The 25722-nt window shown below is 59.6% G+C and carries 20 protein-coding genes and 1 pseudogene; 15 read left to right on the forward strand and 6 right to left on the reverse strand.

The features are described 5' to 3' along the window. Positions 1–312: 312 nt before the first annotated feature. From B0G77_RS45400 to B0G77_RS39040, 3 genes and pseudogenes are all read right to left on the reverse strand, one after another. Positions 313–456 (reverse strand): annotated as a pseudogene (locus B0G77_RS45400) (hypothetical protein); the annotation flags it as partial. 412 nt (positions 457–868) lie between these two features. Further along, positions 869–3286 carry an ATP-binding protein gene (locus B0G77_RS39035; protein WP_243751510.1) on the reverse strand — a complete coding sequence of 806 codons (2418 nt, stop codon included), beginning with the start codon at positions 3284–3286 and terminating at the stop codon, positions 869–871. Positions 3287–3594: 308 nt separating this feature from the next. Further along, positions 3595–4632, reverse strand: coding sequence for an AraC family transcriptional regulator (locus tag B0G77_RS39040; RefSeq protein WP_133667223.1), 1038 nt, complete (start codon positions 4630–4632; stop codon positions 3595–3597). 181 nt (positions 4633–4813) lie between these two features. Between B0G77_RS39040 and B0G77_RS39045 the strand changes: the two genes are divergently transcribed. From B0G77_RS39045 to B0G77_RS39090, 11 genes are all read left to right on the forward strand, one after another. Beyond that, entirely contained in the window at positions 4814–5248 is a 435-nt protein-coding gene (locus B0G77_RS39045; RefSeq protein WP_133667224.1) for a GFA family protein, read from the forward strand. Positions 5249–5456: 208 nt separating this feature from the next. Next, positions 5457–6290, forward strand: a complete 834-nt coding sequence (locus B0G77_RS39050) for a class I SAM-dependent methyltransferase (protein WP_208116586.1) — start codon at positions 5457–5459, stop codon at positions 6288–6290. Between the two features lie 86 nt (positions 6291–6376). Next, a complete protein-coding gene (locus B0G77_RS39055) occupies positions 6377–6616 on the forward strand; it encodes a hypothetical protein (RefSeq protein ID WP_243751511.1) in 240 nt (79 codons plus the stop codon). Positions 6617–6742: 126 nt separating this feature from the next. Beyond that, the gene (locus tag B0G77_RS39060; RefSeq protein WP_133667227.1) at positions 6743–6880 is read left to right on the forward strand and encodes a DUF3563 family protein; all 138 of its coding nucleotides are present in this window, start codon (positions 6743–6745) and stop codon (positions 6878–6880) included. A gap of 518 nt (positions 6881–7398) precedes the next feature. Further along, a complete protein-coding gene (locus B0G77_RS39065) occupies positions 7399–8382 on the forward strand; it encodes an MBL fold metallo-hydrolase (protein WP_243751467.1) in 984 nt (327 codons plus the stop codon). A gap of 437 nt (positions 8383–8819) precedes the next feature. Beyond that, the gene (locus tag B0G77_RS39070) at positions 8820–9653 is read left to right on the forward strand and encodes a class I SAM-dependent methyltransferase (protein ID WP_133667228.1); all 834 of its coding nucleotides are present in this window, start codon (positions 8820–8822) and stop codon (positions 9651–9653) included. Positions 9654–10555: 902 nt separating this feature from the next. Beyond that, positions 10556–10972, forward strand: a complete 417-nt coding sequence (locus tag B0G77_RS39075; protein WP_133667229.1) for a plastocyanin/azurin family copper-binding protein — start codon at positions 10556–10558, stop codon at positions 10970–10972. A 565-nt stretch (positions 10973–11537) separates the two neighbouring features. Then, positions 11538–12791 (forward strand): alpha/beta hydrolase, encoded by a 1254-nt coding sequence (locus B0G77_RS39080; RefSeq protein WP_133667230.1) that lies wholly within the window; start codon positions 11538–11540, stop codon positions 12789–12791. Between the two features lie 333 nt (positions 12792–13124). After that, positions 13125–13331: a hypothetical protein gene (locus B0G77_RS45070; protein ID WP_243751468.1), complete on the forward strand. Its 207-nt coding sequence runs from the start codon at positions 13125–13127 to the stop codon at positions 13329–13331. Further along, positions 13331–14146 (forward strand): IS110 family transposase, encoded by an 816-nt coding sequence (locus tag B0G77_RS39085; RefSeq protein ID WP_243751469.1) that lies wholly within the window; start codon positions 13331–13333, stop codon positions 14144–14146. Before B0G77_RS45070 ends, B0G77_RS39085 begins: the two co-directional genes overlap by 1 nt. 1076 nt (positions 14147–15222) lie before the next feature. Further along, complete coding sequence (locus tag B0G77_RS39090; protein ID WP_133667231.1) at positions 15223–16437, forward strand: hypothetical protein; 1215 nt, start codon at positions 15223–15225, stop codon at positions 16435–16437. 528 nt (positions 16438–16965) lie between these two features. Here the strand turns inward: B0G77_RS39090 and B0G77_RS39095 are convergent. Then, complete coding sequence (locus B0G77_RS39095) at positions 16966–17412, reverse strand: SRPBCC family protein (RefSeq protein ID WP_133667232.1); 447 nt, start codon at positions 17410–17412, stop codon at positions 16966–16968. A 519-nt stretch (positions 17413–17931) separates the two neighbouring features. Between B0G77_RS39095 and B0G77_RS39100 the strand changes: the two genes are divergently transcribed. The 3 genes from B0G77_RS39100 (at position 17932) to B0G77_RS39110 (ending at position 20866) form a co-directional block, all read left to right on the forward strand. Beyond that, a complete protein-coding gene (locus B0G77_RS39100) occupies positions 17932–18672 on the forward strand; it encodes a class I SAM-dependent methyltransferase (protein ID WP_166656375.1) in 741 nt (246 codons plus the stop codon). Positions 18673–18928: 256 nt separating this feature from the next. Then, a complete protein-coding gene (locus B0G77_RS39105; RefSeq protein ID WP_133667234.1) occupies positions 18929–19231 on the forward strand; it encodes a DUF1330 domain-containing protein in 303 nt (100 codons plus the stop codon). Between the two features lie 495 nt (positions 19232–19726). Beyond that, entirely contained in the window at positions 19727–20866 is a 1140-nt protein-coding gene (locus B0G77_RS39110) for an acyltransferase (RefSeq protein WP_133667235.1), read from the forward strand. A gap of 1587 nt (positions 20867–22453) precedes the next feature. Here the strand turns inward: B0G77_RS39110 and B0G77_RS39115 are convergent. Next, the gene (locus B0G77_RS39115; protein ID WP_133667236.1) at positions 22454–24193 is read right to left on the reverse strand and encodes an IS1634 family transposase; all 1740 of its coding nucleotides are present in this window, start codon (positions 24191–24193) and stop codon (positions 22454–22456) included. Positions 24194–24764: 571 nt separating this feature from the next. Here B0G77_RS39115 and B0G77_RS45405 point away from each other — a divergent pair. Further along, positions 24765–24893 carry a hypothetical protein gene (locus B0G77_RS45405; RefSeq protein WP_279571377.1) on the forward strand — a complete coding sequence of 43 codons (129 nt, stop codon included), beginning with the start codon at positions 24765–24767 and terminating at the stop codon, positions 24891–24893. A gap of 240 nt (positions 24894–25133) precedes the next feature. Here B0G77_RS45405 and B0G77_RS39120 read toward each other — a convergent pair whose 3' ends face one another. Next, the gene (locus B0G77_RS39120; protein WP_133667237.1) at positions 25134–25505 is read right to left on the reverse strand and encodes a hypothetical protein; all 372 of its coding nucleotides are present in this window, start codon (positions 25503–25505) and stop codon (positions 25134–25136) included. Between the last annotated feature and the right edge of the window lie 217 nt (positions 25506–25722).

Here is a 25722-nt window from a genome sequence, read left to right on the forward strand (position 1 = left end):
GCTGGCCGGCGTGAGCGGCTTCGTCCATTATCGCCGATTCGCCCCTTCGGCACGGCTCATGCCCGATAGCGCCGCCGTCGGCTCGTGGGCCGCGTCTGGTGCGCGCGAGATAAAGTCATCGGCGCTTTGTGCCTGGCCGCTGCTCGCCGGCCGCTTTGTGAGCGTCATATTTCCCGCCCCTTTCGATACCGTGCTCGACATCCGGTGTGTAGGCGGTATCGTAAGTACTACAGATAAAAGTTCGACCATTTCTTTTATGTCAAATTGGCCGCCGACTTTAGGGGTGCTCGCGCATCCCCCGTACGGTTGTGCTTAAACATCGCGCACATCCGGTCGAAGCTTTGCCTCAATCTGGTCGATCGATGGCAGCTTTTGTTTCCAAGGATGCGTAAGTTCAACGACCACGTAGCAGCGCAGCTTCAGATGGTAGAACAGGAGATCAATGAAATATTCGGCGTTGTCACATTGGGAGCCGTTGCGTAGGCGCTGTCAAGTTACCGGTAGTGAGGCAAACTGCTAGCAGGGGTGGGCAAGGCTCAGAAGGCAGCTGACGGATTTCGGGCCACTTCGGTGAAGTCGCGCCAAGCCGTGAAGCGAACGGCGGGACCGAAAGAGATTGACCTCCTTATTAGTATGCATAGAGCGCCGAAATGTCGGCATCCGAAATCCCTGGTGAAGTGCGCCCCGAAATGCAGCGTCTTCTGTCGCCTTGTGGATTGACATGCGTTGAGTGCGAAGCTCATCGGCGACCCGGTCCCCCGACCTGAGCCAGTACCCGATTTGGATTCAACTGAACCGGGTCCCTCACAGTTGGAAGCGAACGCGCGACTGCGCGCACGTGAGCGCGGCCTGACCGCTTGATAGTAAATTAATGACGGTCGGCAACCGCAACAGGCAGGGTGAACTGAAAGACCGCACCCCGCCCAAGCGCGCCGGTGACCCATAAACGTCCGCCATGCGACTCCACGATTGAACGGCTAACGCGAAGCCCCATGCCGGTGCCGTGGGACTTGGTTGTAAAGAACGGATCGAAAATCTGTTCCGCGAGCTGCGGTGGAACGCCCATGCCAGAATCACTGACAGACACAAGAATCTGCCCGTTTTCGGTCCGCCGCGACCTGATGACCATCTCCCGGGTTCCATCAACATCCTTCATCGCTTCGATGCTGTTGACGATCAGGTTCATCACGACCTGCTGCAATTGCACGCGGTCGCCGACGATCTGCGGGAGGCCGGCTGCCAGTTCTGTGCGGACCGATATGTCGTATCGCGCTTCCTCGGCGCGCAGGAGGCCCACGGTTTCCCGCACAATCTCGCTTACCTCGACGACCTCCTGATTCAGGGCACCTTTTTCGAATTGGGCGCGGATCCTGGCGATTATCTGGGCAGCGCGTTGTCCGTCGCTCACAATATGGGTGACAGCCGAGCGCGCCTCGCCGAGATCCGGCTCATCGCGTTCAAGCCATCGCAGGCAGGCATTTGCGTAGGCGATAGCAGCCGTAATCGGTTGATTGATTTCATGAGCCAGGGAAGCGGCCAACTCTCCCATCGTGGTCGCCCGGTTAATGCGTGCGAGATCGGCTTGCGCTTGACGTAGTGCGTCTTCGGCGCGCTTCTGCTCGTCGATGTCCGTGGTGGTACCGACGAATTTCAGAACCTTTCCTTCAGCATCACGCAGGACCACAGCTTGTTGGAGATGCCAGCGATAACTTCCGTCGTGAGCGCGCAGGGAGCGGGTTTCTATTGAGCATCCTTGTCCCGAGCGCACCCCGCCCCAAAAGGCCCTCGATGCCGCTTCGCGATCCTCGGGGTGAACTGCGGTCATCCAGGCCTCCGGGTGCGACCGGACGAAGTCGAGAGTCTGGCCGGAGTAGTCAAGCCAGACCTGATTCACGAAGTCCGGTGTCCCATCCGGCTTGAGTGTCCAGGCGGATACAGGAAGTCGCTGCAGCAGTCCGGCCTGGAGTTGCAGATCCGAATAGAGGTGCGCATTCTCCAGTGAAATGGCGGCTTGCGAAGCCAGCAACTGCAATACGGCAACCCTGTCTGACGTAAAGACGAACGGTGCCAGGTTATTCTCCAGATAAAGCGCGCCGACAAGCCTTGTCTGCCTTACGATGGGCAGGCACAGTACGGAGCGTGAACCCTCACGCCCAACATACTCGTCTTTTGAATACACGCTATCGGCCGAGGCGTCATCGAGGAGCACGCACTCCCGTGTCCGGATGACATATTGCAGCACGGATTGCGGGAGATCAGACGGCGTGATCGCGGCTTGACAAACTGCAACCTTGATCCCGCCCGGTCCACTGATCGCTTCTGCTTCGATCCGGGGCTCGCCGCCCTGCGCGCCGCGCCGAAGGAGGATGAGCAGCGCCCGACTAGCCGCTGCGTTTTCGACCGCGAGTCGTACCATCTTCTCGATCAGACTAGGAAGGATCATCTCACTTGAAAGTGTCTGCGAAGCTTTGACAACAGTCTCGACATCCAACTGCCCCGACGGTTTGCCAATCGCGGCTGCGGAACCCGGCGTTCGCTCCCGGCGCAGATTCGGGTAACGTTCGTGGAGTTGATTTACTTTGCCGTGGGCGCCCCAACGGTCGTAGCGCTGACGCGCGTTGCGGAGATAGAAGTAGCCCGCGCTTTCAATACCGCCCGCCAGGAAAAAACGTCCCGCAAGCTCGTTAGCGACGGCCTCGTTGTGCACAAAACCGTTCGCTTGTGCGCAGCGGATAGCCTGCTCGTAGAGGCGCATGGCGTCGAGGTCGCGCCCTCCGATCCGGGCGAGTTCCGCGCCCACCAGTGCGGCCCGGTCTTCAAAGTTTTCCGGGCAATTCTCCGCCCATATTGCAAGCTGCCTGTGGTGATCGGCCAGAGCCTCGAAGTGCCCCTTTCGTGAGCCGGCGGTTGCAGAGTCAAAAGCCCCCGCCCGAGCGAGTCCGCCGTAAAAATAAAACTCCGCCACTTCGAAGTAGGAGTGCACTGACCAGAGCAGACGTTTCGCATTCAGCGACGCCTGGACCGCGGCGCCATGATCGCCGGCAAAGAAATGAGCCTGTAACTTTCTGATCCAAGAAAAACACTCTCGCGTCGCCAAGGAGGCATTGCCCGAAAATTGCGCCTCGAATTGAAGCTCATCGAATTCGCCGCCATTGAAAGAACCGAACTGCGTTGTCAGGCCGCGTAACGTCCGCACAAACGCGAGCTGCGTGGCGATCTGGTCAATGAGGCGGCCGAACCGAACTTTCTTCGCAAACTCGAGACCGGCCTCGGCTTCACGCTGCACCTCGGCCAACGGCTCTCCCGTTGCGAGCAGATTAGTGTTCAGATGGTGGCAGCTAAATGCGCCAAAACTAAGGTCGCCGATCCTGTTTGCCGCGTCGAACGCGCGCCGTATGAGTTGTTGTCCGGTCCTGGCATGTCGCTTCCATGGGATGACACAGCTTCACGAAGCGCATGTACGGGTCGCTTCAGAAAGCGGAATATAAAGCACGTTAGCAACAGGCGATCGACGACAATTCACCCTGCACAAAGCAGGTCGATCGCAGGCAGCAGCAAACGGTAGGCGGCTGTCGGTTTGTGGTCAGGCAAGCCTTAAGGCGCTGCGGTCGTCTCGCCCGCGGGTCCGACCGCATTCGCGGGTGCGCCGGCCATATCCGTCGTTCCGCGGGTCTTTCGCCAGCAAGCCGGAGGCATTCCGAATTCGCGCCTGAAGGCCCGATTGAATGCCGCCTCCGAATCGTAGCCGATCTGCTCCGCTATCGCGGCGAGCGACTTGCTGCCGATCCGGAGTTCCTGCGCCGCGATCTGCAGGCGCCACTGCGCAAGGTACTGCATTGGCGGTTGTCCAAGCAGCTCAGTGAACCGTTGCGCCAGCGCCGAGCGCGACAATCCTACCTTGCGCGCGAGCTCCTCGACAGTCCACGAATGCTCGGGTTGCGCGTGGAGCATCGATAGCGCGCGTCCGACGAAGCGATCGCGCACGCCTGCCAGCCATCCTTTCCGATCGGCCGGCAGCGCCTCGATACAACGGCGTACCGCCTCGACAAAGAGCAGCTCAGACAGTCTGGCGAGGACGATCGCACTGCCTGCGCGGTACTCAGCGGCTTCGGCGGCCGCGAACTGGAGCGAAGATTCGAGCCATGTGGAACGAGGGTCGTTGCGCATGTCGACCTTGAAGAGCCGTGGCAGCGACGAGAGCAAGGGGTTGTTCTGCGTATCGTCGCAGGCCAGAAAACCGCACACGAGACGCGTCGGAACTCCGCCACCCCCGTGGGACAGTTTCATCACCTGGCCCGGCGCTTTCTCCAACTGACTGGCGAGGAGCGGTCCTGGCGTCGCGGGAGGAAGCTCCAGGGCGCTGCCCAAGATGTGCTCTGCACCTTGCGGCACCACCAGCAGCTCACCGGCATCGAGGTGAATGGTCGTGCCGGGGTCGTCGGCGAGCCGCACCCAGCAGCTTCCTTCAATGATCATATGGTACGACGCCACGCGCTCCGATTGCGGCAGGAAGGCCGACCAGAGCGCCGTATCCGGCTGGCCAATCACACACCACGGCGCGGTGAACTCTCCATTGAGGTAAACCGCGCCGTTCAGTCGTACGAAGCGAAGGATATCGGAAACGGCATCCATGAACAGCGTCCGTCAATTCCGGCGTTCCGCGCAAGAGATCTGGACGCCTGGATATTCATCGATTTGACCAACGTGTTGATACTACACCCGCAGACATCAGCAACAGGATTCGGATCGAGGACCGGCTCACGCTTCATGGAGAGCCGCAACAAGACGAGTGCAAACCACGGAGGAGCACATGATGGGCAACGGAGATACTTACAAGGGCAGTTGTTTTTGCGGCGCAGTTCAGTTCACTGTGAGCGGCGAGCCAGCCGGAATGGGCTATTGCCATTGCGAGTCGTGTCGAAGGTGGTCGGCAGGGCCGGTCAACGCCTTCACTTTATGGAAACCCGAAGCGGTGCAGGTGACGCGGGGAGCAGACGACATCGGCACTTACAACAAGACGCCGCACAGTTTTCGCAAGTGGTGCAAAGCGTGTGGAGGCCATCTCTTCACAGACCATCCAGGCATGGGACTCATCGACGTGTACGCAGCGGTTATTCCTGACTTCCCGTACCACGCTGGCGTCCATGTGCACTATCAGGAGACGACGCTGCGCATGAAGGACGGGCTGCCGAAAATGCAGGATGTCCCAAAGGAAATGGGCGGGTCGGGCGTGAGCGTAGCGGAATAGCACATTCGGCGCTTCACGCTTTGCTCCTCGCGCCCAGTAAGGCGCTCCAGTGGTCGTCCTGCCTTCGCGTCGCTGCCGGGCATGGGCTTCCCGGTTGAGATCCAGCGCTTTGCCGCGATGCCGCAACCCGTCACCGGGAAGACGGGCAAACGTACCACGTCCCTGCACCAGAACCATGTTCCTGTCCAACGTTACCAGGAGTACAGCCATGTCCGCAGTCACCTCAACTTCGTCGCCCGCCGGCGATCTCGCCGCGGTCAAGACCCGCCAGCAGGCCGCCTGGTCCACGGGCAACTATGCCGTCGTGGGAACCACTCTGCAGATCGTCGGCGAGAACCTGTGCGAGGCGCTCGACCTGCGCGCAGGCAGCCGCGTGCTCGACGTCGCCGCCGGCAACGGCAATGCCACGCTTGCCGCCGCGCGCCGCTGGTGCGACGTGACCTCCACCGACTATGTGTCCTCGCTGCTCGACGCCGGGCGGGCGCGCGCGCAGGCCGAAGGCCACGCGATCCAGTTTCAGGAAGCCGATGCCGAGAACCTGCCGTTCCCCGACGCGTCGTTCGATGCGGTGATGTCCACCTTCGGCGTGATGTTCACCCCCGACCAGGAAAAGGCGGCGAGCGAGCTCGCGCGCGTCTGCAAGCCGGGCGGCAGGATCGGCCTCGCGAACTGGACGCCCGGGAGCTTCATCGGGCAAGTGTTCAGGACGATCGGCAAGTACGTCCCACCCGCGCCAGGCGTCAATTCACCGGGACTATGGGGCACGAAGGCAACGCTAGAGGAGCTGTTCGGCGAAACCGCGCAGGTGATCCGCACGACCAGCCGCGAGTTCGTCTTCCGCTACCGCTCGCCGGCACACTGGATCGAAGTGTTCCGCACCTACTACGGCCCGATGAACAAGACCTTCGGCGTGCTCGACGCCGGTAAGCAGGCTGCCTTCACCCAGGACTTGCTGACCCTGATGGAGAGCGGCAACCGTTCGGGCGACCGCACGCTGGTGCGGCCGAGCGAGTACCTCGAAGTCGTGATCGAGCGGAAGTGATCTTCAACGGTGACAACAGACAGCACAGCGCCGCCGATGAACTGAATATCAACCCTATCTGGAGCACTATCGTGACCAGGAACCATATGACGACCATTCTGATCGCGGCAACCGCGATTATCGCGACACCCGCCTTTGCAAGCGGCTATGGCCCCGCTCCGCATTACCGCCCTACCGAAGGTGCGCCGGCGTCACAGCGCGGAGTCAGCACGCAGACAATGGCTGCCGAACAAGCGGCCAGGAACGGTACGGACAAACCGGACCGGGCGAGCGCCGTGCAGGCAAGCGCCGCTCAGGCAGCCGAGACGGTGGAAGCCGGGCAGTAGCGTAGCGTGCTGCCTACGCCGACCGATTGCTTGTCAGGCAGCACCGCCGGCCGGCCGTCGGTGGCCGGCAACCCACTACTGCGGCCGCGGCCCACCACGCATCCAACCGGGATGCCGGAGCACATCATGTTTGCATACCTTGCCAGGAAGTTGCGCAGCTTGCTTGAACGCGCTGAACATGGCCGTCGTGACGCCTACCTCGCGTCGTCAGTCGATCTTTGCGAACTTGAACGCCGCATGCGCTCGATTGAGATCAACGGCTAGTCCAATTGGGAGTGCGCTTGCGTCGCGCCACGGAGCAGCCCGGGTGTGGCGAACTTCCATGGCCTATACAGTCCATCCGCTGAACGGCAGTCCAGTCGGGCGAGCGAAGATTACCGTTAGGTCATAAGCGTGGATCGTAGACGTTTGCGATAACTCGCAATCAAACGCAGCCCTGATTGTCGCGAATCTACAGGGCGTAGTCGAATGTCCGGAACTGGCCGGCTGCCGCCCTTCGCGGCGACAGACCGGTACGAATATCGGTATCGAGGCGAGTGCGCGTCCCGGCACCAGTAAGGCTTGACGGCGATCCGGGCGGAAACGCCGAAATGGTTTGACCAACGAACAGGAGTCAGAGTAAAAACGTTCAACCCCGCGTCGCTACGCTCCGCCTGGTCGTCTTCGCGTGGAGTCGCCCTCGCGGGGAATGTTCGTCGTCTTCCGTGGAATACGCAGCCCGGCTGACAAAGCTGCCGCGCGATCCTCTACCGTCGGATAAGCCGGCCGATCTGTGAGATGGAATGATGAAAAGATTTTTGCTCATCGCCGTCCTCGCAAGTGCGTTGACTGCACTCGGTCGTCCAAACGCCGCGACGGCGCAGACCGCACAGGACTTGTTCCGTGTAACGCTTCTCGGCACTGGCGCCCCGGACCCTCTGCCCGACCGCTTCGGCTCGAGCACGCTGATCGAGGCGGGAAACCAGAAAATACTGATCGACGCAGGAAGAAGCGCGACGATCCGACTTGATCAGCTGCAGATCCCTCTTGGAGAGATCGATGTGCTCTTTATGACCCACTACCGTTCGGATCATTCCGTCGGAATTCCCGATCTGTGGCTGACCGGATGGCTTCCGCCGCCCTTCGGGCGGCGCAAATCGGCCCTGCACGTGATCGGTCCTGTAGGCGCCGTCAATCTGATGTCGAACCTCGAGCGCGCCTATTCCAATGACATCAAGGTGCGGATGGACGACCAAAAGCTTTCGCGGGAGGGTGTGGCCGTAACCGTCGAGGAGTTCAAAACGGAGGGTGTAGTCTACGATAAGGATGGGCTTCGCGTTACCGCGTTCGAGAACAACCATGGCAATGCCGCCGTGAAGCCGTCCTACGGTTATCGCATTGATTATGCGGGGCACGCCGTGCTCATTTCGGGCGACACGAGCGCGGACGAGAATGTAGTTAAATACGGCATCGGAACCGATCTGTTGGTGCATGAGGTCTTTGCCGTCATGCCGGAATTGATGAAGAACCCGGCGATCCAGCTCATCGCCGCGCACCACGTGACGCCACAGCAGGCGGGCACGCTGTTCAGCCGCGCGCATCCAAAGCTGGCAGTTTACACCCACCTTTCAATGATAGGTACTCCGACGGTGCGGGCCGTCACCACGGACGACATCGTGTCTCAGACGCGAGAGACCTATAAAGGTCCGCTCGTGGTCGGAGAAGACCTGATGGCGTTCGATATCGGCACTGAGGGCATCGCGGTCTTTCGGCGCGGCGCCCGCTAGCCAGCCCATCGGTAGGCACGCCAGCTCCATGTCGCCAGGCAACCTCCGCAGTCGGCAGCGGTGAAGGTCGCATGTCGACCCACACCCGCCGTTCAATCTGACGCCGCCTCAACGGCAGCTTCCAAGGTACAACGGCCGGTCGCTCGGCCTCGCCAGCCGGCAAATACTCGGCCAGTCCAGTTAGTCGTAAGCGACTCCTGGATGTTTCATTTTTTACGCTGTTGAGCACGAAGAGGATCGCGACGTTCCCCGCCAGGAGGAGACAATCTAGTATGTTCCAAAGCGGTCACTCGATCCGCAGTATCCTATCCGAAGGGCAGATTTGGAACATCGGCTATGGCTGTTATTGCCCGCCCACAAATTGTGTGAATTTCAATGGTCCTGAACGGTGAGTCTGGCGAATGACCGTTAGGCCGCGGCGACGTTGGGAGGACTCCATGACCGATGCATTGGAGGCAGCAAAGCTGAAGGCAGAGAAGACCTACAACGCTGCCGCAGATACGTTCGACGCCGAGCCGTTGGGGTTCTGGGATCGGTATGGTCGACGCACAGTCGAGCGCCTGAAGCTCCAGAGCGGCGCACACGTCCTGGACGTGTGTTGCGGCTCGGGTGCTTCTGCAATACCTGCAGCGCAGGCAGTTGGCTCGACGGGGGCAGTCATTGCAGTCGATCTCGCCGAGGGCTTACTCAGGCTCGGCCGCGCAAAAGCAAAAGCGGCTGGGCTACACCGGGTAGAGTTTCGACGGGCAGACATGACAGCCTTGGCCTTCCCAGATCGTCGTTTCGACGCAGTCGTGTGCGTATTCGGTATTTTCTTCGTCCCCGACATGGAGGCTCAGGTGGCAGAGCTGTGGCGGATGGTGCGGCCAGGCGGGCAATTGGCGATCACGACATGGGGACCGGGCATCTTTGCTCCGGCGTACGAAATCTGGCTGGCCGCCGTCCATCGTGTGCGCCCGGATCTCTACTCGGCCTTCAACCCTTGGGACCGGATTACGACGCCAGACGCGGTCGGCAAGCTCTTCGCAGACGCGGGCGTTCGGCACGTCGAAGTTGCTGCCGAGGAGGGCTATCAGATTCTACGCGCGCCCGAGGACTTCTGGACCATCGCACTGGGCAGTGGTCTGCGTTGGACGATTGACCAGATGGGCGCCGAGGCTGCGCTTGGCGTCAAGCAAGAGATTCTCAACGCGCTTGCCGCGAAGGGCGTCAAACGCGTGGAAACCAATGTCATCTATGCAGTCGCCCAGCGAGGATCTCGCTCGGCCTAACACTGGCTTGCACTGGACGGCCTTCGGCCGCCGGTGAAGCTAAACGTTTGGGCGTCGTGCACAAATCGCGCGACATAGTGAGCGTCAGCGCCACAATAAGAGTCCATCGCGATGACGATTGACATCGATAAAGTGACCGAGACGGAACTCATAGACCTCAACAACCGAATCGTCGCGCGCCCTGAAGTTCCTTCATCAGATGCGAGCTCACGCAGACATGCTCGATTTCAGCATCGGTGAAAGCGTCTTGATTCAACCCGATGAGCACCCGCTCCTAATCGTCTCCTAATCGGCATCATCTCCAACGATGACCGCAAGTCGGTGCTTCGCTACTCCATCGGCGCTATGGTCAGGAACCCGCTGCGCTTGAGGGTACTATAAGCCGGCGCTATGGCCGCGACGTCCGCCAGGAGAATCACTGGTGCTGCACCATGGCACTCCCAAGGTATTGGGCTCACCGGTGATCAGACTGACCATAACCGGCCGGAGAGCGGTCGCCGGCAGCCCGCTTTCGACCCGTTGCAGTCCTTCGATGCGTCGTGGCAGCAACGGCAGGTTTCGAGGTCAAACGGCCATCCGTTCATGGAGACTCGCCGGCAAGTTATCGGCCGGAACCGAGGCTCGCACAATGACCTATCCCATAGCCGCGATTGTCGTCTTTCGAGAAGATCGGACATCCACGGCCGCGCCTTCACACAGACGTAGACAGGATGCGGGTCTCTACCCATGCAGTTCGGCGGGTATCCCTACTTCTTCCTGTCGTCGACCGGGGCAAGAATGTGTTCAGCGTCGTTGATACTCGAGCATCAACGACCGGCAAGGCCGACCTTGTGGAAACGGTTTGTCGGCGCGGCAACGCCCGCGACGACCAGAAGCCAGTTGCGTTTTTGAGGGGAGCGATCATGATCAGTAGACGTCACGCAGTATTCCTGCTTGGTGCTGTTGCACTCAGCCTTGCTTCGATGCGAGGCAACGCAGGCGAGACAGTACAAGTCGAGCTGACATCGACCGCCATTCATCTCGCTACCAGCGAAGTCAAGGCGGGAACAGTCACTTTCGAGGTGACCGGTTCACCGGACGGCAACACGACACATGAACTGGTAGTGCTGAAGACAGAGTTGCCCGACGGTCACCTGCCGGTACAGAAGGACACAGTAGCGGAAAGCGGGTTCAAGAAAATGGGAGAAGTTGAGGACGTGGCGCCCGGCACGAGCAAGCGTCTTATGCTGAAGCTCGCGCCCGGCCGGTACGTGCTGATCTGCAATCGGCCAGGTCACTACGCGATGGGAATGCACGCTTCGCTGATCGTCGCGCGCTAGGGGGATCTGCCTCACATCGGTGCTCTCAATCGATTCGATGCCGATGTCGGTCGCGCATCTTGAAAATGGACGTCTGAAATCTCTAAGGGAGTTCTCGACACGACAGTCCGCAGAGGCCGACGATGCGACATGCGCGGTCGACGCGCAAATGACCGTTGTCCTTGTCCGGGTGTAGGCGACGCTCGAACGTCCACATCGAGGCGCAGCCAACTGGCCGTAGATGGCCGGACACGGCCCGATGCCGAATGGATCAAATGCCTCGCCCGGGATCGACCTGCGTCCGACCCTTGCCGACCCATAGCCGCCGTCCGCGGCTTCCGAAAGCTGCCCGTCACGGCTACTCGTCGTCGGGGGCTAGCGCGCAGCAGGCTTGGGCGCGAGAATCATCGGAACCACCTGCGCACGCGATCCCTTTCAATTGAGGCGTCCGCGTCTTTGCACCGGAGCTTCGATGCGAACGTTCTTGCGGCGGGCTTTCCATGACAGGCGTGGAGTGTTGTGTTGGTGACCGGGGCGAGCTGTAAGGCGGTGATGTCGACCGGTGCACGAATGGGGGAGCGAGACGATGACGACCGTCATCACGACTGTCCACGGCACTTTTGCCAGGCAGGCGGTCTGGGCCCAGCCCGATTCGCCGCTCAGCCAATATCTGACTGCGCATCTGGGCGGGGCGGTTCGGATCGCGCCATTCGATTGGTCGGGCCGCAATTCGTTTGAGGCCCGCGACGACGCCGCAAAGCGCTTGTGCGACCACCTCGAAGCCATCGGCCGCGCAGAGCCGGACAGTCGTCAGTTCGTCGTGGCGCATAGCCACGGCGGGAATGTCGCCCTGCTTGCGGCAGCGAACGGCAGGCTGTCTAAGCCTGTCGCGGGGATTGTCTGCCTGTCTACCCCGTTTCTGCAGGCATGGCCTCGACATCTCGGTGCGGCGCGCATCGTGAGCGCCGCCGCCGGAATCGTCCTGCTCTTCGCGAATCTGCTCTATCTCATGCTGCGCGACCGGGTGGGGAGCTCCTTCCTCATGGCATGCGTAGTCGTGGCGGCCATCCCTACGATCTATATCTTCATGAAGGCCGCGGCTACCTTGGCGGACAACGACAAACCGCGCTGGGTGCTCCCAGAAATGGATCCGCATCGCATGCTCATCTTGCGGGCCGCTGCCGATGAGGCATCGGCCGCCCTGGGCGCGGCGACCCTTGCCTCATCGTTAGTGGCGAGATTCTGGGCGCTCACGTCAGTGGGTGCGCCGCTGTGGATGCGTGCACTGGAACAGGACGAGGCCGACAGGACACGTCAGACCCGCTACTCGTGGCCGCGGCGCGTCCACGGTCTAAGCGTCATGGATCTCTTCGTGCTTGGCATCGTTCTTTGCGTGCTTAGCCTGCTGCCGATCAATCCGCCCTGGGTCACCAGAAACCAAGCAACCGCTGTCCTCGTCGCGTCTTTCGTTCTTAACCTTCCGTTCGCTTGGCGCAAGGTACTCGCGATCGCCGTGTTGGCGCCGTTATGGTGGCTTTCGATGCTCTTGGCCGGCCCGGTACTGCTCTTGCTTTCCGTCTTCGCGATGTCGTTCGGGTCGTCGCTTGCCCTGCGTCATTTCCTGTGGATCGTTTCCGCCGAGCCAACGCCTCCCGGCGTGTGGATGACGGTCCAACTGGACCCCGAGAGCACGCCCCGAGGGTTTCGAGGCCTCATGCACAGCTCCCTGTATGACGATCCGCGAGCGCACTCCGTGATCGCCCATTGGATGAAAAAGCAGACGGGCGTTTCACCTGCCGCAGAGCGCAGGGAGGGATCGGCCCCTCGTCGCGAGGCGTAATCCTCATGGGGCGGCTGCGCGTGGTCCGACTACTCAGGACTCGGTCGCCGGCGGGCCTCTTTCCCGACAGAGTGTGGCAAGCCGTGGCTACCCAGCGCCTCTCGCGCGGAAACAGTCTTGTCGGCTTATCCGCTTTCTCGCGGATCATCGCCGATCTGCCAACGTCCGCTGTCTGGCCGACCTCTGCCTGACGCCGATCGGCTGAAGGCGACCCCTTCGAGTCATTCAGTCCACGTTGACGAATGATGATCATGTAGCCGGCCTCCTCGCCGCGGTTATGCGACGAGGGTTAAAGTCAGTTTGCGAAACGCACTTGACCCTGCGGAGACCGACATGAACTATTGTGGCATAGACCTGCATTCGAACAACTGCGTCGTGATCGTCAGCGACGAGAACGACAGGATCGTGTACCAGAAACGCCTGCCCAACGAGTTCGCGCAGATCACGGCGGCGCTTGAACCGTACCGGCGCGAACTGGCAGGTGTGGTCGTGGAGAGTACGTACAACTGTACAACTGGTACTGGCTGGTGGATGGACTGATGGACACAGACTACCGGGTCCACCTGGCCCATCCCGCTGCCATCAGGAAATACGACGGACTTAAGCACAGCGGCGATTTCGCCGATGCGGCCTATCTGGCGCAGCTGCTGAGGCTCGGGTTGCTGCCCGAGGGCTATGTCTATCCGCGCGAAGAACGCAGCGCACGCGACCTGGCACGCAAGCGCATGCAACTGGTGCGCTATCGCACAGCGCAGATCCTTTCGATCGAGGGCATCCTGATGCGGCAGACGGGGAGCACGATAAATGGCGAGGCAGTCAAACGGCTGACGGCCGGCCAGGTCGATGAATTCGCATTTACGCCCGATGTCGCGCTGGCCGTGGAGGCCAACCGCGCGGTCAGCCAGGCGCTGGGGCAGCAGATTGAAGCGCTCGAGAAGCGACTGAGGGAACGCGTGATTCTGCGTGCCGAGTACCACCTGCTCAGGACGGTGCCGGGCATCGGCGACACACTCGCGACCACCATCATGCTCGAGACCGGATCGATCAGCCGCTTTGCCCAGGTCGGCAACTTCAGTTCCTACTGTCGCTGCGTTGACAGCCTGAGGGAGAGTAACGGCAGGAAGAAGGGTGAAGGCAATACCAGGAACGGCAACAAGTATCTCGCGTGGGCGTTTGTCGAGGCAGCGAACTTCGCCATGCGTTACTGCCCGCAAGCCAGAAGCTTTTACGATCGCAAGAAGAGCAGGACGAACCGCGTCCTGGCAATCAAGGCTCTGGCACACAAGCTTGCGCGGGCGTGCTACCACATGCTGCGAGACCAGAAGCCCTTCGATGTGCACCTGTGTTTCGGGTAACGGTTTGGCCAGGGGCGATGAGCCAGGACAAGGGACTGGTGTGAAGCCACCCGAATGATTTGGACGCCGCCCTTGCGCCATCTGAATGGATGCAGAACGCTGAATCGCCCAGACCGTGAGCCATCAAAGGACTGGCGTCGTCACGGCGATAGCCACAGGGAATGCAAGCAGCCCCCTTGGACACGGCCTGGTACCAAAGTTTCTCTGGGGCGGCAACTGCCGCCAGGGCAGTCGCGGAGCATTGCGACAGGCTTGATCCCGACGGGTGTCTGGTGCGATTCGGTTCGCAACCAACGAGTGAGAAAACGGACGCGGTTAGTGTTTGCACGATTGAAGGTGGCGCGCTGTTGTCGCTGTGAATTGACGCAACTGTTTGCGACGCACTTTTTTTTTGTTCTTGACTCCGGCCGGCTAATGGGTGTCCCCTTTCTGCCCCACAGGAGCCCATCGAGATGGAAGCGGCGTCTTTCCGCCGCATCACTCAGACAACGGCTGAACCAAGAGCGTTGCTCAGCGGGCGACGCTTCTGGCGACACAGTCGCTACCGCGCGCGGCAGCGTTCCCTTGTGACTTCTCCGGTTCGCCGCAGTCGCCGACAACTTTCCTTCGCCATCGTCGATCTGTTCGCTTGAAAGGTCTCTCAAGTCAAGGCCGGGTTTAGCCCAAAGTCAGCACTTAATGCGGACCGTCGCACCTTTGGCGGATTCAACGGCGTCTGGACAGCCGTAAATAAACGTTCACACGTTAAGCGGCCCAGATGGACTATATACATACGAGGGTCGGAGTAAACGGCTGTACGTCGCTAGGGCCACCCAAATACAAATAGCCCTGGTTACGCAGCACCCGTATTCACAACGATGGCCCGGTTATAGCCAGTTGCATGCATTTGTGAACGGTCTTGGCTCGCATTTCGATGCCAGTAACCGCTCCGGCAGGCATTGATGTCCATCCTCAGGGATGGCATTGGAGGCACGCACCCAGCGAAATCGTAAATATGTCGCCGCCCCTGGGGCAGCCTGCATATCGAGCTTCGCTTCTTCGGGCCAGTGCACCGACGTATACGTAGGAGGACCATCATGTGCGCCCTTTCGATCAAGAGACGAGCCATACCATACTTTTCTATATGTCGCTTCGGTTTGGTTCTGGCCTTAATCCTCAGTTTTTGGGCCGTTGGGGGCCATGCGCAGGAGGCTCGCTATCGTTATGTCTCCCTCGACCAGATCGAGCTGCCAACTGGATTTACCTCGTTTTATCCCAGCGCGATCCAGGACAGCGGTCGGGTTTACGGCACCCTCTGCGATGCCGTGTGCGGCGTTACCCGATTAGCCTACTTCAAAGACGGGAAGTTGACCCTTCTTCCGCCCGTTCCGCCAGGCAGTGGCGGCGGTCCGGTCAACGCACGCGGCACAATTGGCGGTAGCATCTTCCCCGACCCCTCCATGTTTGCCGGTCGCGCCGCCTTATTCCGAAAAGGCCGAGTCGAACTCGTTCCACCGCAGCCCGGGGAGGTGGCCGCCTTTGTCTTCGCACTTAACGACAACGACACGGCTCTGGTGGAGTCATACGATGCTTCATTCAATTTAACCTATGTGCTTTACCACGAAGGCACAGCGACGCCGATCAACTTCGGTCAAAGTATTACAAATCCCTTCTTTTCGTTTTTTGGAATTTGTAGGTGCATAAACAATAACGGAATCATCGAGGGAACCGAGGGCCCTGGTTTGTTCAATGGAGCTCGGGGCTTCCGTCTCGACCCACGCAACGGCAACGCTACGATCCTCGATCCGTTTCCGGGAGATCCGACTGAAACGCTCGCCTGGGGCCAGGCTATTAACCAGGCCGGCGATGTTCTCGGCTACTCGTTCACCCTAGCAGCGCCCTACCATGAGCGCATCGGGGTATGGGGGCGCAACGGCGTCTTTTATACCTACCTTGTTGAGAACGTCTCAAGCAATCGCTTGCTCTTCAATGACAACAACCTGATCGTCATCACGGAAATCTTCAGTACCCACATCAGTTACATTGTGCCCAAACCTGGCGTGCGCCTGAATCTGGCCGATCTGGTCGTCAATTTGCCTGCGGGGCAAGACCTGTATTTTATTCGTGACTTGAACAACCACGGAGATATGATTGGCTCGAGTTCCACGGGCGCCTACTTTCTACTGCAGCGTCTGGAAGAAGAGGACCGGCAGGCCTACGCGACGCCGGTAGTGAACAATGCGCGGCGCGCTATCCCTCCGGCGGTCATCATGCACAAGCGACTACTGCCGCAATTGAGGCAGTTAAAATGATCTTGTCCAGGCCAGCGCACGTCTGTCAGAGTTTCCTCGTTGGTGGGCGCATCATTCTGATGGTCGGGCCGCCCGGCGGCGGCAAGCCGATGCTGGCGGCGGCAAGCCGATGCTGGCGGCGCGACTGCCGAGCCTGCTGCTGCCGATGGTCGACGAACCTCGCATCCAGAGCCTTGCTACAACTGAGATGTTCCCGCCGGCAAGCTGGATCATAGTGTTCAAGTCACTTGCCCGAGCGAAATCTCCTCGTTCAGAGAGATGCCCGACGCTACTGATAAAAGGGTTAAAGCGGCCTGACTACGGTCATTCGCCTTGTGACCGCTAATCGGCCGCTCCTGGCCGGGTCCGGTCCGATGTGAACGACAAGGCCGCTCGTTGTGGTTCGGCTCGGGACCGTCGCAAGCCCACCCGTCTGTGACTTGAAGCCGGAAGCACGTCAACGATGGCCGACACAGCAGCGGTCCTTCCGCGCGATTGTCCCGGTCGGCAACTACCCGAGCTACGGAGTGCAGGTCTGTGCTGGCGTCGTCAGTCAGGGATTTCGGGCTCGACCAATTTTGCCAACTGAACCAGCGACTCCTGCCAGCCGAGGTAGTACAACTCCACAGGAATGACCTCGGACACGCCCTCTTGCACAATGGTGAGCTCGGTTCCACAGGACACCTGTCGCAATGAGACGGTGACGTGCATCTGGCCTGGCAGGTTCGGGTCGTCGAAGCGGTCCGAGTAGCGGATCTTCTCGAACGGCACCAGTTCGATGTACTCGCCGCCGAACGAGTGGCTGTTGCCGGTGCTGAAGTTGCGGAACGACATCTTGTGAGTTCCGCCCTCGTGGGCATCCATGTGGTGGACCTGACAGGTGAACCCGTAGGGCGGAAGCCACTTTGCTATCGCATCGGGTTCGAGGAAGGCGCGATAGATGCGTTCGGGAGTCGCGCGCAAGACGCGTTGGAGATGGACGGTTCCGGTAGTCATGGTGTGCTCGCCTTTCACTGGAGAAATTGGACACACTTTACGACGATGCATCGACGCCGGAATCGACATTGGTCGGGATCAGGGAAAACCCATGGGTGTCGAGCCGTCGAGTCGGTCGGCGGGTCGGCGGTCGTCGGGTCCTCGGGTCGTCGGCCAATCCGGCCGTTCGCGCAACGGCAGGTGCCGGCGCGTGCAAGGACTAAGCGCCGGGAGCGGCAGTTCCAAATGTCGCTGATCGACCCGTTTCTGCCCATCAACTACGAGCCGCGATTGTTCGCTTTGAGGATAGCTTGAGTCATTCGAGGCCAGGAGCAGGCTACGCGAGTTGAAGGGCGTGCTCAGCGCTGGACTCAGGGTGGCAGTACACGAAAGGACGTCTATGCTCGGTAGCTATAATTTGCAAAAGTCCCCACTGTGAGCCATCGTGTTTGGCGGGAGGGTGTTATGACGCGGCCGCGGGACGTGCGAGGAGTGATTTGTGAGTTCGAATGCGGGTACGAATTTGTCGGTTCGCCCGTGATGCAGGAGCTCGAACGCAGCGTCCTGGGCTGCGATTACGGCGCAACGAGCTGGACTACGCGTCTTGAGGCAGAACGCATTGCAAGCCTGCTGGAACTTCGCCCAATGGTCCGGCTGCTCGACATTGGCGCGGGATCGGGGTGGCCCGCCTTGTATCTGGCGACGATCTCCGGTTGCGATGTAACTTTGTCAGACATTCCCATGTCGGGGCTGCGAGCCGCTGTTGCACGTGCCTCGCTTGATGGCCTCAGGGCACGATGCCAAGCGGTTGCAGCCGATGGTGCCTACCTGCCGTTCGCTGATGCGTCATTCGACGCGCTCAGTCACAGCGACGTCCTGTGTTGTATGCCGGACAAGCTATCAATGCTGCGCGAATGCCGGCGCGTCGCGCGCAGCAAGGCGAGAATGGCATTTTCGGTAATCGCGATCGGCCGGTCCATCGACGGCGCGCGGCGCCGGGCGGCCATCGATTCTGGACCTACGTTCGTTGTATCGGAAGACTATGCAATTCTGCTCGACTGGTCCGGATGGCGCGTGCTGGAGCGCAAGGAGATCTCCAATGATTTTGCAGTGGCACTGAAGACGAGAATTTGCGGCATCAATGCTCGCTGTGACGCGATCACAGAAGTCCGAGGGCCAGAATGGGTCTCCGAGTCTTTGGAAAGGCTACAAGCCACCCTCAGGGCCGTTGAGGGAGGTCTTCTGCAACGCGAGGCCTTTTGCGCGATTGCCGGCGAATAGCCGGCTGCCGCCCGACGCGGCCGGCCGAAGCCGACCCATCTCTGCCGTTGAGGGCCTCACGCGCAAATGGCAGGTTTTCGAGGTAGAACGGCCATCCTCGACTTCACCGCATTTTGCAACTGTTCCGCCGTTGCGGTTGTTCAACAATGCGGGCTGTCACACAGTCCTCTCGGAAACCGGCGGTTCTGTACACGGATTGACGAATACAATTTAGTGGTGACAGTGGGCGGTGGGACTACCGAGGAAAGGATCGCACATGACTGCATACCTGATTGCCGATGTCGATGTAACAGACCCCACTCTTTTTGAAGAGTACAAACGTGAAGTACCTGCTACTGAGGCACGCTACGGCGGAAAATATTTGGGCCGTGGTGGTTTAACCAAAGTTCTCGAAGGCGATTGGCAGCCGCATCGTCTCGTCATCGTCGAGTTCCCTGACATGGATTCCTTAATGGCTTGGTACGATTCGCCAGAGTACGCCCGTCTTAAGGCGATCCGTGAAAGATGTGCGACGACAAGGATTATCGCGCTGGAAGGGGTTGCGGCCGTAGCCTCGTAGTAAGTCGATTTAGGCGGAAGAGTTGCCGGTTTCAGTCGCCCGTCGAAAGGCGGTCCTTTCCTCGTGAACGGTCCTTTGCGAATCGTCCACGAAGGACCGTATATGGACTCCTCCTCGATTGCGAGCACCGACACATTCATTGACACGTCCGATCACTTCCGGGCCACGTTGCGCCCATGTTGGTTGACCGCTCCCGCCCCTCTCCCGCAGAAAAATTAATTGTGCTCAATTTTTTTCCATTTTTGTCCTGCTACCTTGCCTCGACGGTGCGGGACCGTCGGCTGCACAGTGGCCCGATACACAGGTGTTGTCGTGATGTCTGCCCCATAGGGCCCGCGGCAATGCGCGTTTGCCGGCACCCCGCATTCGGAAAGTTGCCTTCCGTGCGGGTCGGCGAGCGCTACGATCGCCTGAATAAAAGCGCAGACGTGACGATGCGAAATCGGTTCGCCTTGACCGGTCGTATCGGCCGCGGCGGACCTGGAGACCGACACGATGGTAAACGAACGAAAACCGGCCATCCCAGCGTTGACGGGAATTCGCTTCTTCGCCGCACTCAGCGTCGCGCTGTTTCATTTGTCGCGTCCGATCGCAACGTCGCTGCACTTACCAGTCGGCTATTTCTTCGATAACGGCGGCGCACCCGAGCTATTCTTCATACTTTCTGGTTTCACCCTGACCTACGCCCGTCCGGAGGGCGCAAACCTCTCCCGCGCGACGACACGAAAATTCTATTTCTCGCGCTTCTCGAAAATCTATCCAACTTATCTCGTCGGTTGGTTGCTCTTCGCGCCTTTGATTTACTCAAACCTCGTTTCGCTACACGGCACCGGGATGGCAACATACGCGCGCCTGGCAGTCTATGGCGTTGCTTCGCTCTTGCTGGTGCAAGCTTGGGCGCCGGTCACTGCTAACGCCTGGAATTTGCCAGGCTGGTCGCTCTCTGCCCAGGCCTTCTTCTATGTGCTATTTCCATTTCTGTTTGCGGCATTGAAGCGATTTCCAGCCAAAACGCTTGTCTCGGTCATCGCTGTCGCATGGGGCGTGTCGGTCGCACCGACCGCTGTTTTGTCGATCATGCCACAGCCGTATCCCAACTTGCAGTGGGCTCATGACATTGTCGACTTCACGCCCGCGTGGAGGATCGCCGAATTCATCGCTGGAATCTGCCTGGGGCGGCTGTTTCTGGCCCACTCCTCAACGGTGTCGTTCGGGTTTGACGTAGCAGCGGCTGTCTTGTTCGTGTTTTCGATGGCCGCAATGGTTTCCGTCGGCCATCTCATGTCGAAACTGCTTCAGTTTCCGTTCTTTCTTTTGCTGGTTTATTGCCTGGCGTGCGCTAGCGGACCCTTCAGTCAGCTGCTAGGCACGCGACTGATGACGCTATTGGGCGAAGCTAGTTTCGCTTTTTACATTTTGCACATGCCAATAGCGAGATTTGCGGTTCGCGCTTTTCCAGGGCTGCTGGACACGCCTGCAGGATTTGTGCTGTTCTTGTTGGCACTCACCGGTCTGTCGATCGTCTGTCTGATGTGCGTCGAAAAGCCTGTCTTTGCTTATCTGAGGAGCGCGTATAAAGCGTCCTCGCCGGCGCAACTAAACCGTCCCGGGAATTCCGGGGACTCATTGGCTTGAGTCACGCTGCCATGTATCCCATAAGGCAGGCCGCGCTGTGCCGTGGTTGAACAGTGCCAACAGCATCAAAAGTCTCCTCGCCGACCTTGTTAATGGCAGCTGATAATCGTATATATGATGTCCTTTATTACATATAGATTGGCCGGAAAAAACGATCATCCAAGTGCCGGCTGCTATTCCCCATCTCGAGATGCAAGTCGCGCTCGAGCCCGAAGTGCATGCGGGGAAGATGCTATCCCTGTTACGCGCTGGCCAGTCGCCACATGCCCGGCGTTAGTGCGGAGCGAAGTGATCTCCGGGACCACCCGAGCGTGCTTTCAGCCTCCGGCGGTGTGCGGCGAACCCACTTCAGGAAGTGGATCTCGCCGTTGCGGAAGCATTGGCATGGCGAGAAGCACAGGAAGGATTGTCCCAACGGAAGGCGTCATCGGCCAGGATGGCCATCGAAATCTGACCCGCCGCACACACCGCTTGAAAGTGAAGCCGGCTCGCCCGACGAATCCTCGGTCGCCGTCGCTTCGCCAAATGGCGACTCGTCGCTCATCAGCAGACGTTCGCCAACCGACAGCGAAGGACCGTTCGTGGCCGAGAGCAACAGTTCGGCGAACGTTCTACAGTGCGGACGTTGAAGTCTTCAACGGCAGCTTTACGGCGGGTTGGGTGAACGCGTACTGCCGGCCACTTGCGGCCATTCGTCCTCATGCTTTGGAGGACACTCCACCGACCGCTCTACCTAGGGCAGCGGACCGTTGTTTCCCGCGCGCGTCACGCGGCCGACCAACCTTGAACGCGAAAACATCGCGCGAAGGCATAATCGTGACCTTTCCGATTCCAAACGGTGAGTGCGATGATCGAGGGGCGCTTAGTACTAAAACTGGACGACGAATTTCGTCATCTTGCGTCGTACGCGCTTGAAGACGATGGGTCTTTATACCTTTTTTTGGTTCGAGAAGGCACTAACGACCACAGGTTACTGCATGAGGTTGGGCAAGAAGGACCGACCAAGGTCGACTTCGAAGGGCAGCGACCAAAGACGAAGAAAATCTCGTACCACGCGTCAGGCCTCATTAGGTACCACAACGCTGATCACCAGAAAGTATACCGTGAGCCGTTGTGCGCCGTGTCAACTGTCAACCCGATTGTCGCTTACGTTATCCCCTCTGTGCAAAAACTGGATAGATTGGAAGGAACCCGCGATAGCGATTTTGTTTTCGAGCTTGAAACGGACAACCGCATGCAGTTTTCATTCTGCGTGACGCCGTGGCAGCACGTGCCGCCGTGCAATCACGCCGCGATTCGGTTTCCCAACTTATTTGCACTTGTCGTCGATATTGGTGGACCCGTAATCGAGTTGCCGAGAGAGCTAGCGCAGCACGTAACTACTTGCGCGATCACAGAGGGATTTCCCACGCCGTTACTTGACGAGCCGACGGCTTTTGCGCGCTTCCACCAACAGATGAATCAAACGCAGAGTTTGATCTTGTACTCGCCTAATGCGAAGGGCGAGTATCGGCTAGGCCGAACTTTGAGCACGCGGCGCGCGCAAGTCCTTGACTTGCCGCGGTTACGCGTGTCGGGGGGAGTCGGTTACTGGGTACAAACAGGGCTGATGTTGAGCAGGCGGAAGGCCTTTTCCTGAACGGGTGTGGGCCGCGTGATCATCACGATCTTTGCGTCCGGGTTCAGAGATGTGTGGCAGACGTTGTAGGCGAGCGTGGCCAGATCATCGAGCAGCGTGCGGAAGCTATGGACGGGCAAGCCGTCCTCGCCAAGCCGCGTGGCATCCTTTGCTTTTGCCTGGTCCGAACGTCGTGCCTTGGCCACGGGCGAGGGCCGGGTTGCGCGTGCGAGCTCGATGTATTCGTCGTCAAACAGCATCGGCTTCAACGTCTCGCGCATGTGCCATTCGACGTAGTAGGCGAGCATGCACAGGAAGACGTGCGCCCGTACACGCTCGGCGTTCCAGTGGAATATGGGGCGCACGTTCAGATCGACTGTCTTGAGCGACCGGAAGGCACGCTCCACGACCGCCAGGCCCTTGTACGCCGAGACAGCCGCTTCGGCCGGCAGGTCCTGTTCGGGCACGCTGGTGCGCACCACATACAGGCCGTCGAGCGCCGCTTCCTGCCGGATCTGACCGGCCTTGCGCGTCCAGGTGAAGCCCTCGTCGGTGAAGCTCAGCTCGAAGTGCTTGGCCATCTTGTAGTGGTCGATGACGCGGCCCACGCGCAGGGCAATGGCATCGGCGCCCTTGAGGCGGTTGCGGGCACGCGTGGTCGCCTCGGCGATCTTCGTCAGCTCGGCTTCAGTGGCCTGCAGCAAGTCCTCGCGTTTGCGGGTCCGCTGCTCGGCCAGCAGCGGATTGCGGCACACGATGAGCCGCTCACCGGGGAACGCCTCACTGGTCAGCTCCAGCAGGTTGCGCTCGTCAAACAGCGAGGGCTGGAAAGGCCCCTTCTCCTGGGCAAGCGCGCTCACCTGCGGCGCGCGCAGGCTGCTCACCCAGTCCAGCCCCGCCGGGCGCAATACCGTGTCGATGCGCGCCTGCGTGAGCATGCCCCGGTCGCCCACCCAGGCGATCTTGCCGATGCCATAGCGGTCCCGCAGTTTCTCCACCTGCGAGGCCACGGTAGCCGGATCGGCGGTGTTGCCGGCAAACACCTCGACGGCCACCGGACAGCCTTCAGGAGTGCAAACCAACCCGAACACGATCTGCGGATCGTCGCGCTTGCCATCGCGGCTGTAGCCGCGCGCGGCAAGCTCGCAGCAGTCTCCGGTCACCCACGTGGACGTGAGGTCATAGAGCACCAGCATGCTGCCGGCCAGATGCTTGCTCGCCAGCCGCTTCTCGATGTCTTCCTGGGCCTCGCCCAGCCAGTCTAGCGCGGCGTACGCCTGCTCGAGTTCGACGTCCCCCAGGCTCAGGAGGCGCGACAACGAGTGGGTCGCCGTCTCGTCGCGCAACATGCGATGGGTGGCGAGCTTCGAAGCGGGAGACACCACCCGCGCCACCAGCAGCGCCATGAGCACCGCGCGCAGTGCGGCCGGTGCAGGCGCAAACCACTGCTCGGCGCCGCAGGCACGCGCCGCGCCCAGCACCGCGGCCACATGCCCGTGCGGCAGGCTGCGCTCGATCACGAAGGCCTCTTCAGCCGAGGGCACTGCCACGCCACCGCGCAGCAGCACCTTCAGTCCTTCGATGACCTCGGCGGGCAGCGATGAGAGGTTGGCCAGGGTGCGCTTCTTCACCTTGTTGCCGTCGCGGTAGGACTCGCGCAACAGGATGGCGGGCGGTGAGTTGCGGTTGGGGACGTGTTCGATATACATGAACACTGATTAAAGCAAATATTCAAAGAACTTCAATATAAAAATACTAATTTACATGGCTACATGATAGTCCCAGAAAATAGCCGAAACCCAGCACTGATGCGGATTCCGGCTATTTGAGAAGTCAAAGCTCGGGCTAGTTTGCGCAGTACCTATGCGAATTCCTCCTTCGCTTGAAATTCGCTTTGTCGACAAGTCCTACACTGCCGAGACGCTTCCGCCGCATCCAAAGCGCGGCACGGTAGAAGTCAAATTTCGGGTAAAAGGCAAAGGTGGCTACATTCGACAAGAAGTGTCCATTGAATTTTAGCTTTGGACGCCAGATCGTAGACGCCGAAGTGATCTCGTTAGCCTCCTTTCCGCCCGCTTCCGAATCGCCGCCGCACTTTGGGAGCGGCCATTCAAATTCGCGGTGGCTTCAATGGCTGGTCGGGTCGCATGCTGCCGATCGCGAGTACGCAAGTTTCTGGCAGTCGATGCCGGTTGCTTGAGGCGGTCATCGGCCACAACCAGCCATTCGACATCGCGACCCGAATCGTCGACAAACCAGCCGCAGCTTCACGAAGGGCGTGTGATTACGCTCTATAGCAACGACAGTGCAAGCATCAGTGCAGACCACGTCGATACGGTGAGCGATCGCCACATGCTCGACGATTTCGGTCACGTGGATATTCATCACGTCCGTCCGGCCGAGCTGTAAGCCGGTCCGACCCGGCAGCCTTTCCGCTGTCGGGTCGCCCCACCGTTTGCCCACCGCCTCTTGATACGGCATGACCGGCCTGCTGTATCGCCACCCTTCGATTAACAGTCTTTCGCAATATTAGATTTGGGGCTGGCTAACTTTCGGAGGCGTCGTTCACCCTCTGTCCTACCTCGTTGGGCTGGAAGCGATGCTGAACCAACTCAAAGACCGCGACCTGCGGTCAGGTGCAGCGGCTGTTTATTTGACAATATTCGGCATTAGCTTCTTGGTCTTGATGTACTTGTCACTATCGCACCAAGTGAAAAGCACTTGTCCGTCTTTGTTATGCGTTGCGTAATCGATCTGTGGGTCAGCCGGGCCGCTGACCTGCACCATGTTGGCATCTGGATAGTCGTTTGCTATGCTCTTTGATTTTTGCAACTCGGCAGCGTCGAATGCCCTATCAAACTCACCGTTAGGGTCCCCGTGAAAGCCGTAATATACCGTTATCGCCCCGGCTCCTTGGATGTCGCTCTTGACTTTATCCAGCTTTGGCTTGAATTCATCAACGGTAGATTGGCCATCGTTGGTGAAAACGTTTTTCGCGTATCGAACAATTTCGTCTGGCATTGCTCACTCCTTGATTTGACGTTTCTATAAAATTAATTGGCTAGTGAACTCTTGAGTTTTTGATAGGCTGGTCGCACTCTTGTGACGCGGGGGACTTCGTCATCAACTCCATTTGTTTGCTATCAGCGAAAAACAAGCGGACTGACACTGCTGCAGCCCCTCTGATTTCCTCGCAGATGAAAAGCAAGTGCCCATTTTTGCCTGTTCTTTATTCTGC

The sequence above is a fragment of the Paraburkholderia sp. BL10I2N1 genome (genome assembly GCF_004361815.1).
In the GTDB taxonomy this organism is placed as follows: Bacteria; Pseudomonadota; Gammaproteobacteria; order Burkholderiales; family Burkholderiaceae; genus Paraburkholderia.

Bases quoted from the DNA above. Each gene is read 5' to 3' on its own strand.
- B0G77_RS39095 (WP_133667232.1), bottom strand. From the start codon at position 17,412: ATGACTACCGGAACCGTCCATCTCCAACGCGTCTTGCGCGCGACTCCC.
- B0G77_RS39070 (WP_133667228.1), top strand. From the start codon at position 8,820: ATGACCGATGCATTGGAGGCAGCAAAGCTGAAGGCAGAGAAGACCTAC.
- B0G77_RS39080 (WP_133667230.1), top strand. From the start codon at position 11,538: ATGACGACCGTCATCACGACTGTCCACGGCACTTTTGCCAGGCAGGCG.
- B0G77_RS39085 (WP_243751469.1), top strand. From the start codon at position 13,331: ATGGACACAGACTACCGGGTCCACCTGGCCCATCCCGCTGCCATCAGG.
- B0G77_RS39090 (WP_133667231.1), top strand. From the start codon at position 15,223: ATGTGCGCCCTTTCGATCAAGAGACGAGCCATACCATACTTTTCTATA.
- B0G77_RS45070 (WP_243751468.1), top strand. From the start codon at position 13,125: ATGAACTATTGTGGCATAGACCTGCATTCGAACAACTGCGTCGTGATC.
- B0G77_RS39120 (WP_133667237.1), bottom strand. From the start codon at position 25,505: ATGCCAGACGAAATTGTTCGATACGCGAAAAACGTTTTCACCAACGAT.
- B0G77_RS39050 (WP_208116586.1), top strand. From the start codon at position 5,457: ATGTCCGCAGTCACCTCAACTTCGTCGCCCGCCGGCGATCTCGCCGCG.
- B0G77_RS39075 (WP_133667229.1), top strand. From the start codon at position 10,556: ATGATCAGTAGACGTCACGCAGTATTCCTGCTTGGTGCTGTTGCACTC.
- B0G77_RS39045 (WP_133667224.1), top strand. From the start codon at position 4,814: ATGGGCAACGGAGATACTTACAAGGGCAGTTGTTTTTGCGGCGCAGTT.
- B0G77_RS39055 (WP_243751511.1), top strand. From the start codon at position 6,377: ATGACGACCATTCTGATCGCGGCAACCGCGATTATCGCGACACCCGCC.
- B0G77_RS39115 (WP_133667236.1), bottom strand. From the start codon at position 24,193: ATGTATATCGAACACGTCCCCAACCGCAACTCACCGCCCGCCATCCTG.
- B0G77_RS39100 (WP_166656375.1), top strand. From the start codon at position 17,932: ATGCAGGAGCTCGAACGCAGCGTCCTGGGCTGCGATTACGGCGCAACG.
- B0G77_RS39040 (WP_133667223.1), bottom strand. From the start codon at position 4,632: ATGGATGCCGTTTCCGATATCCTTCGCTTCGTACGACTGAACGGCGCG.
- B0G77_RS39060 (WP_133667227.1), top strand. From the start codon at position 6,743: ATGTTTGCATACCTTGCCAGGAAGTTGCGCAGCTTGCTTGAACGCGCT.
- B0G77_RS39110 (WP_133667235.1), top strand. From the start codon at position 19,727: ATGGTAAACGAACGAAAACCGGCCATCCCAGCGTTGACGGGAATTCGC.
- B0G77_RS39065 (WP_243751467.1), top strand. From the start codon at position 7,399: ATGATGAAAAGATTTTTGCTCATCGCCGTCCTCGCAAGTGCGTTGACT.
- B0G77_RS39105 (WP_133667234.1), top strand. From the start codon at position 18,929: ATGACTGCATACCTGATTGCCGATGTCGATGTAACAGACCCCACTCTT.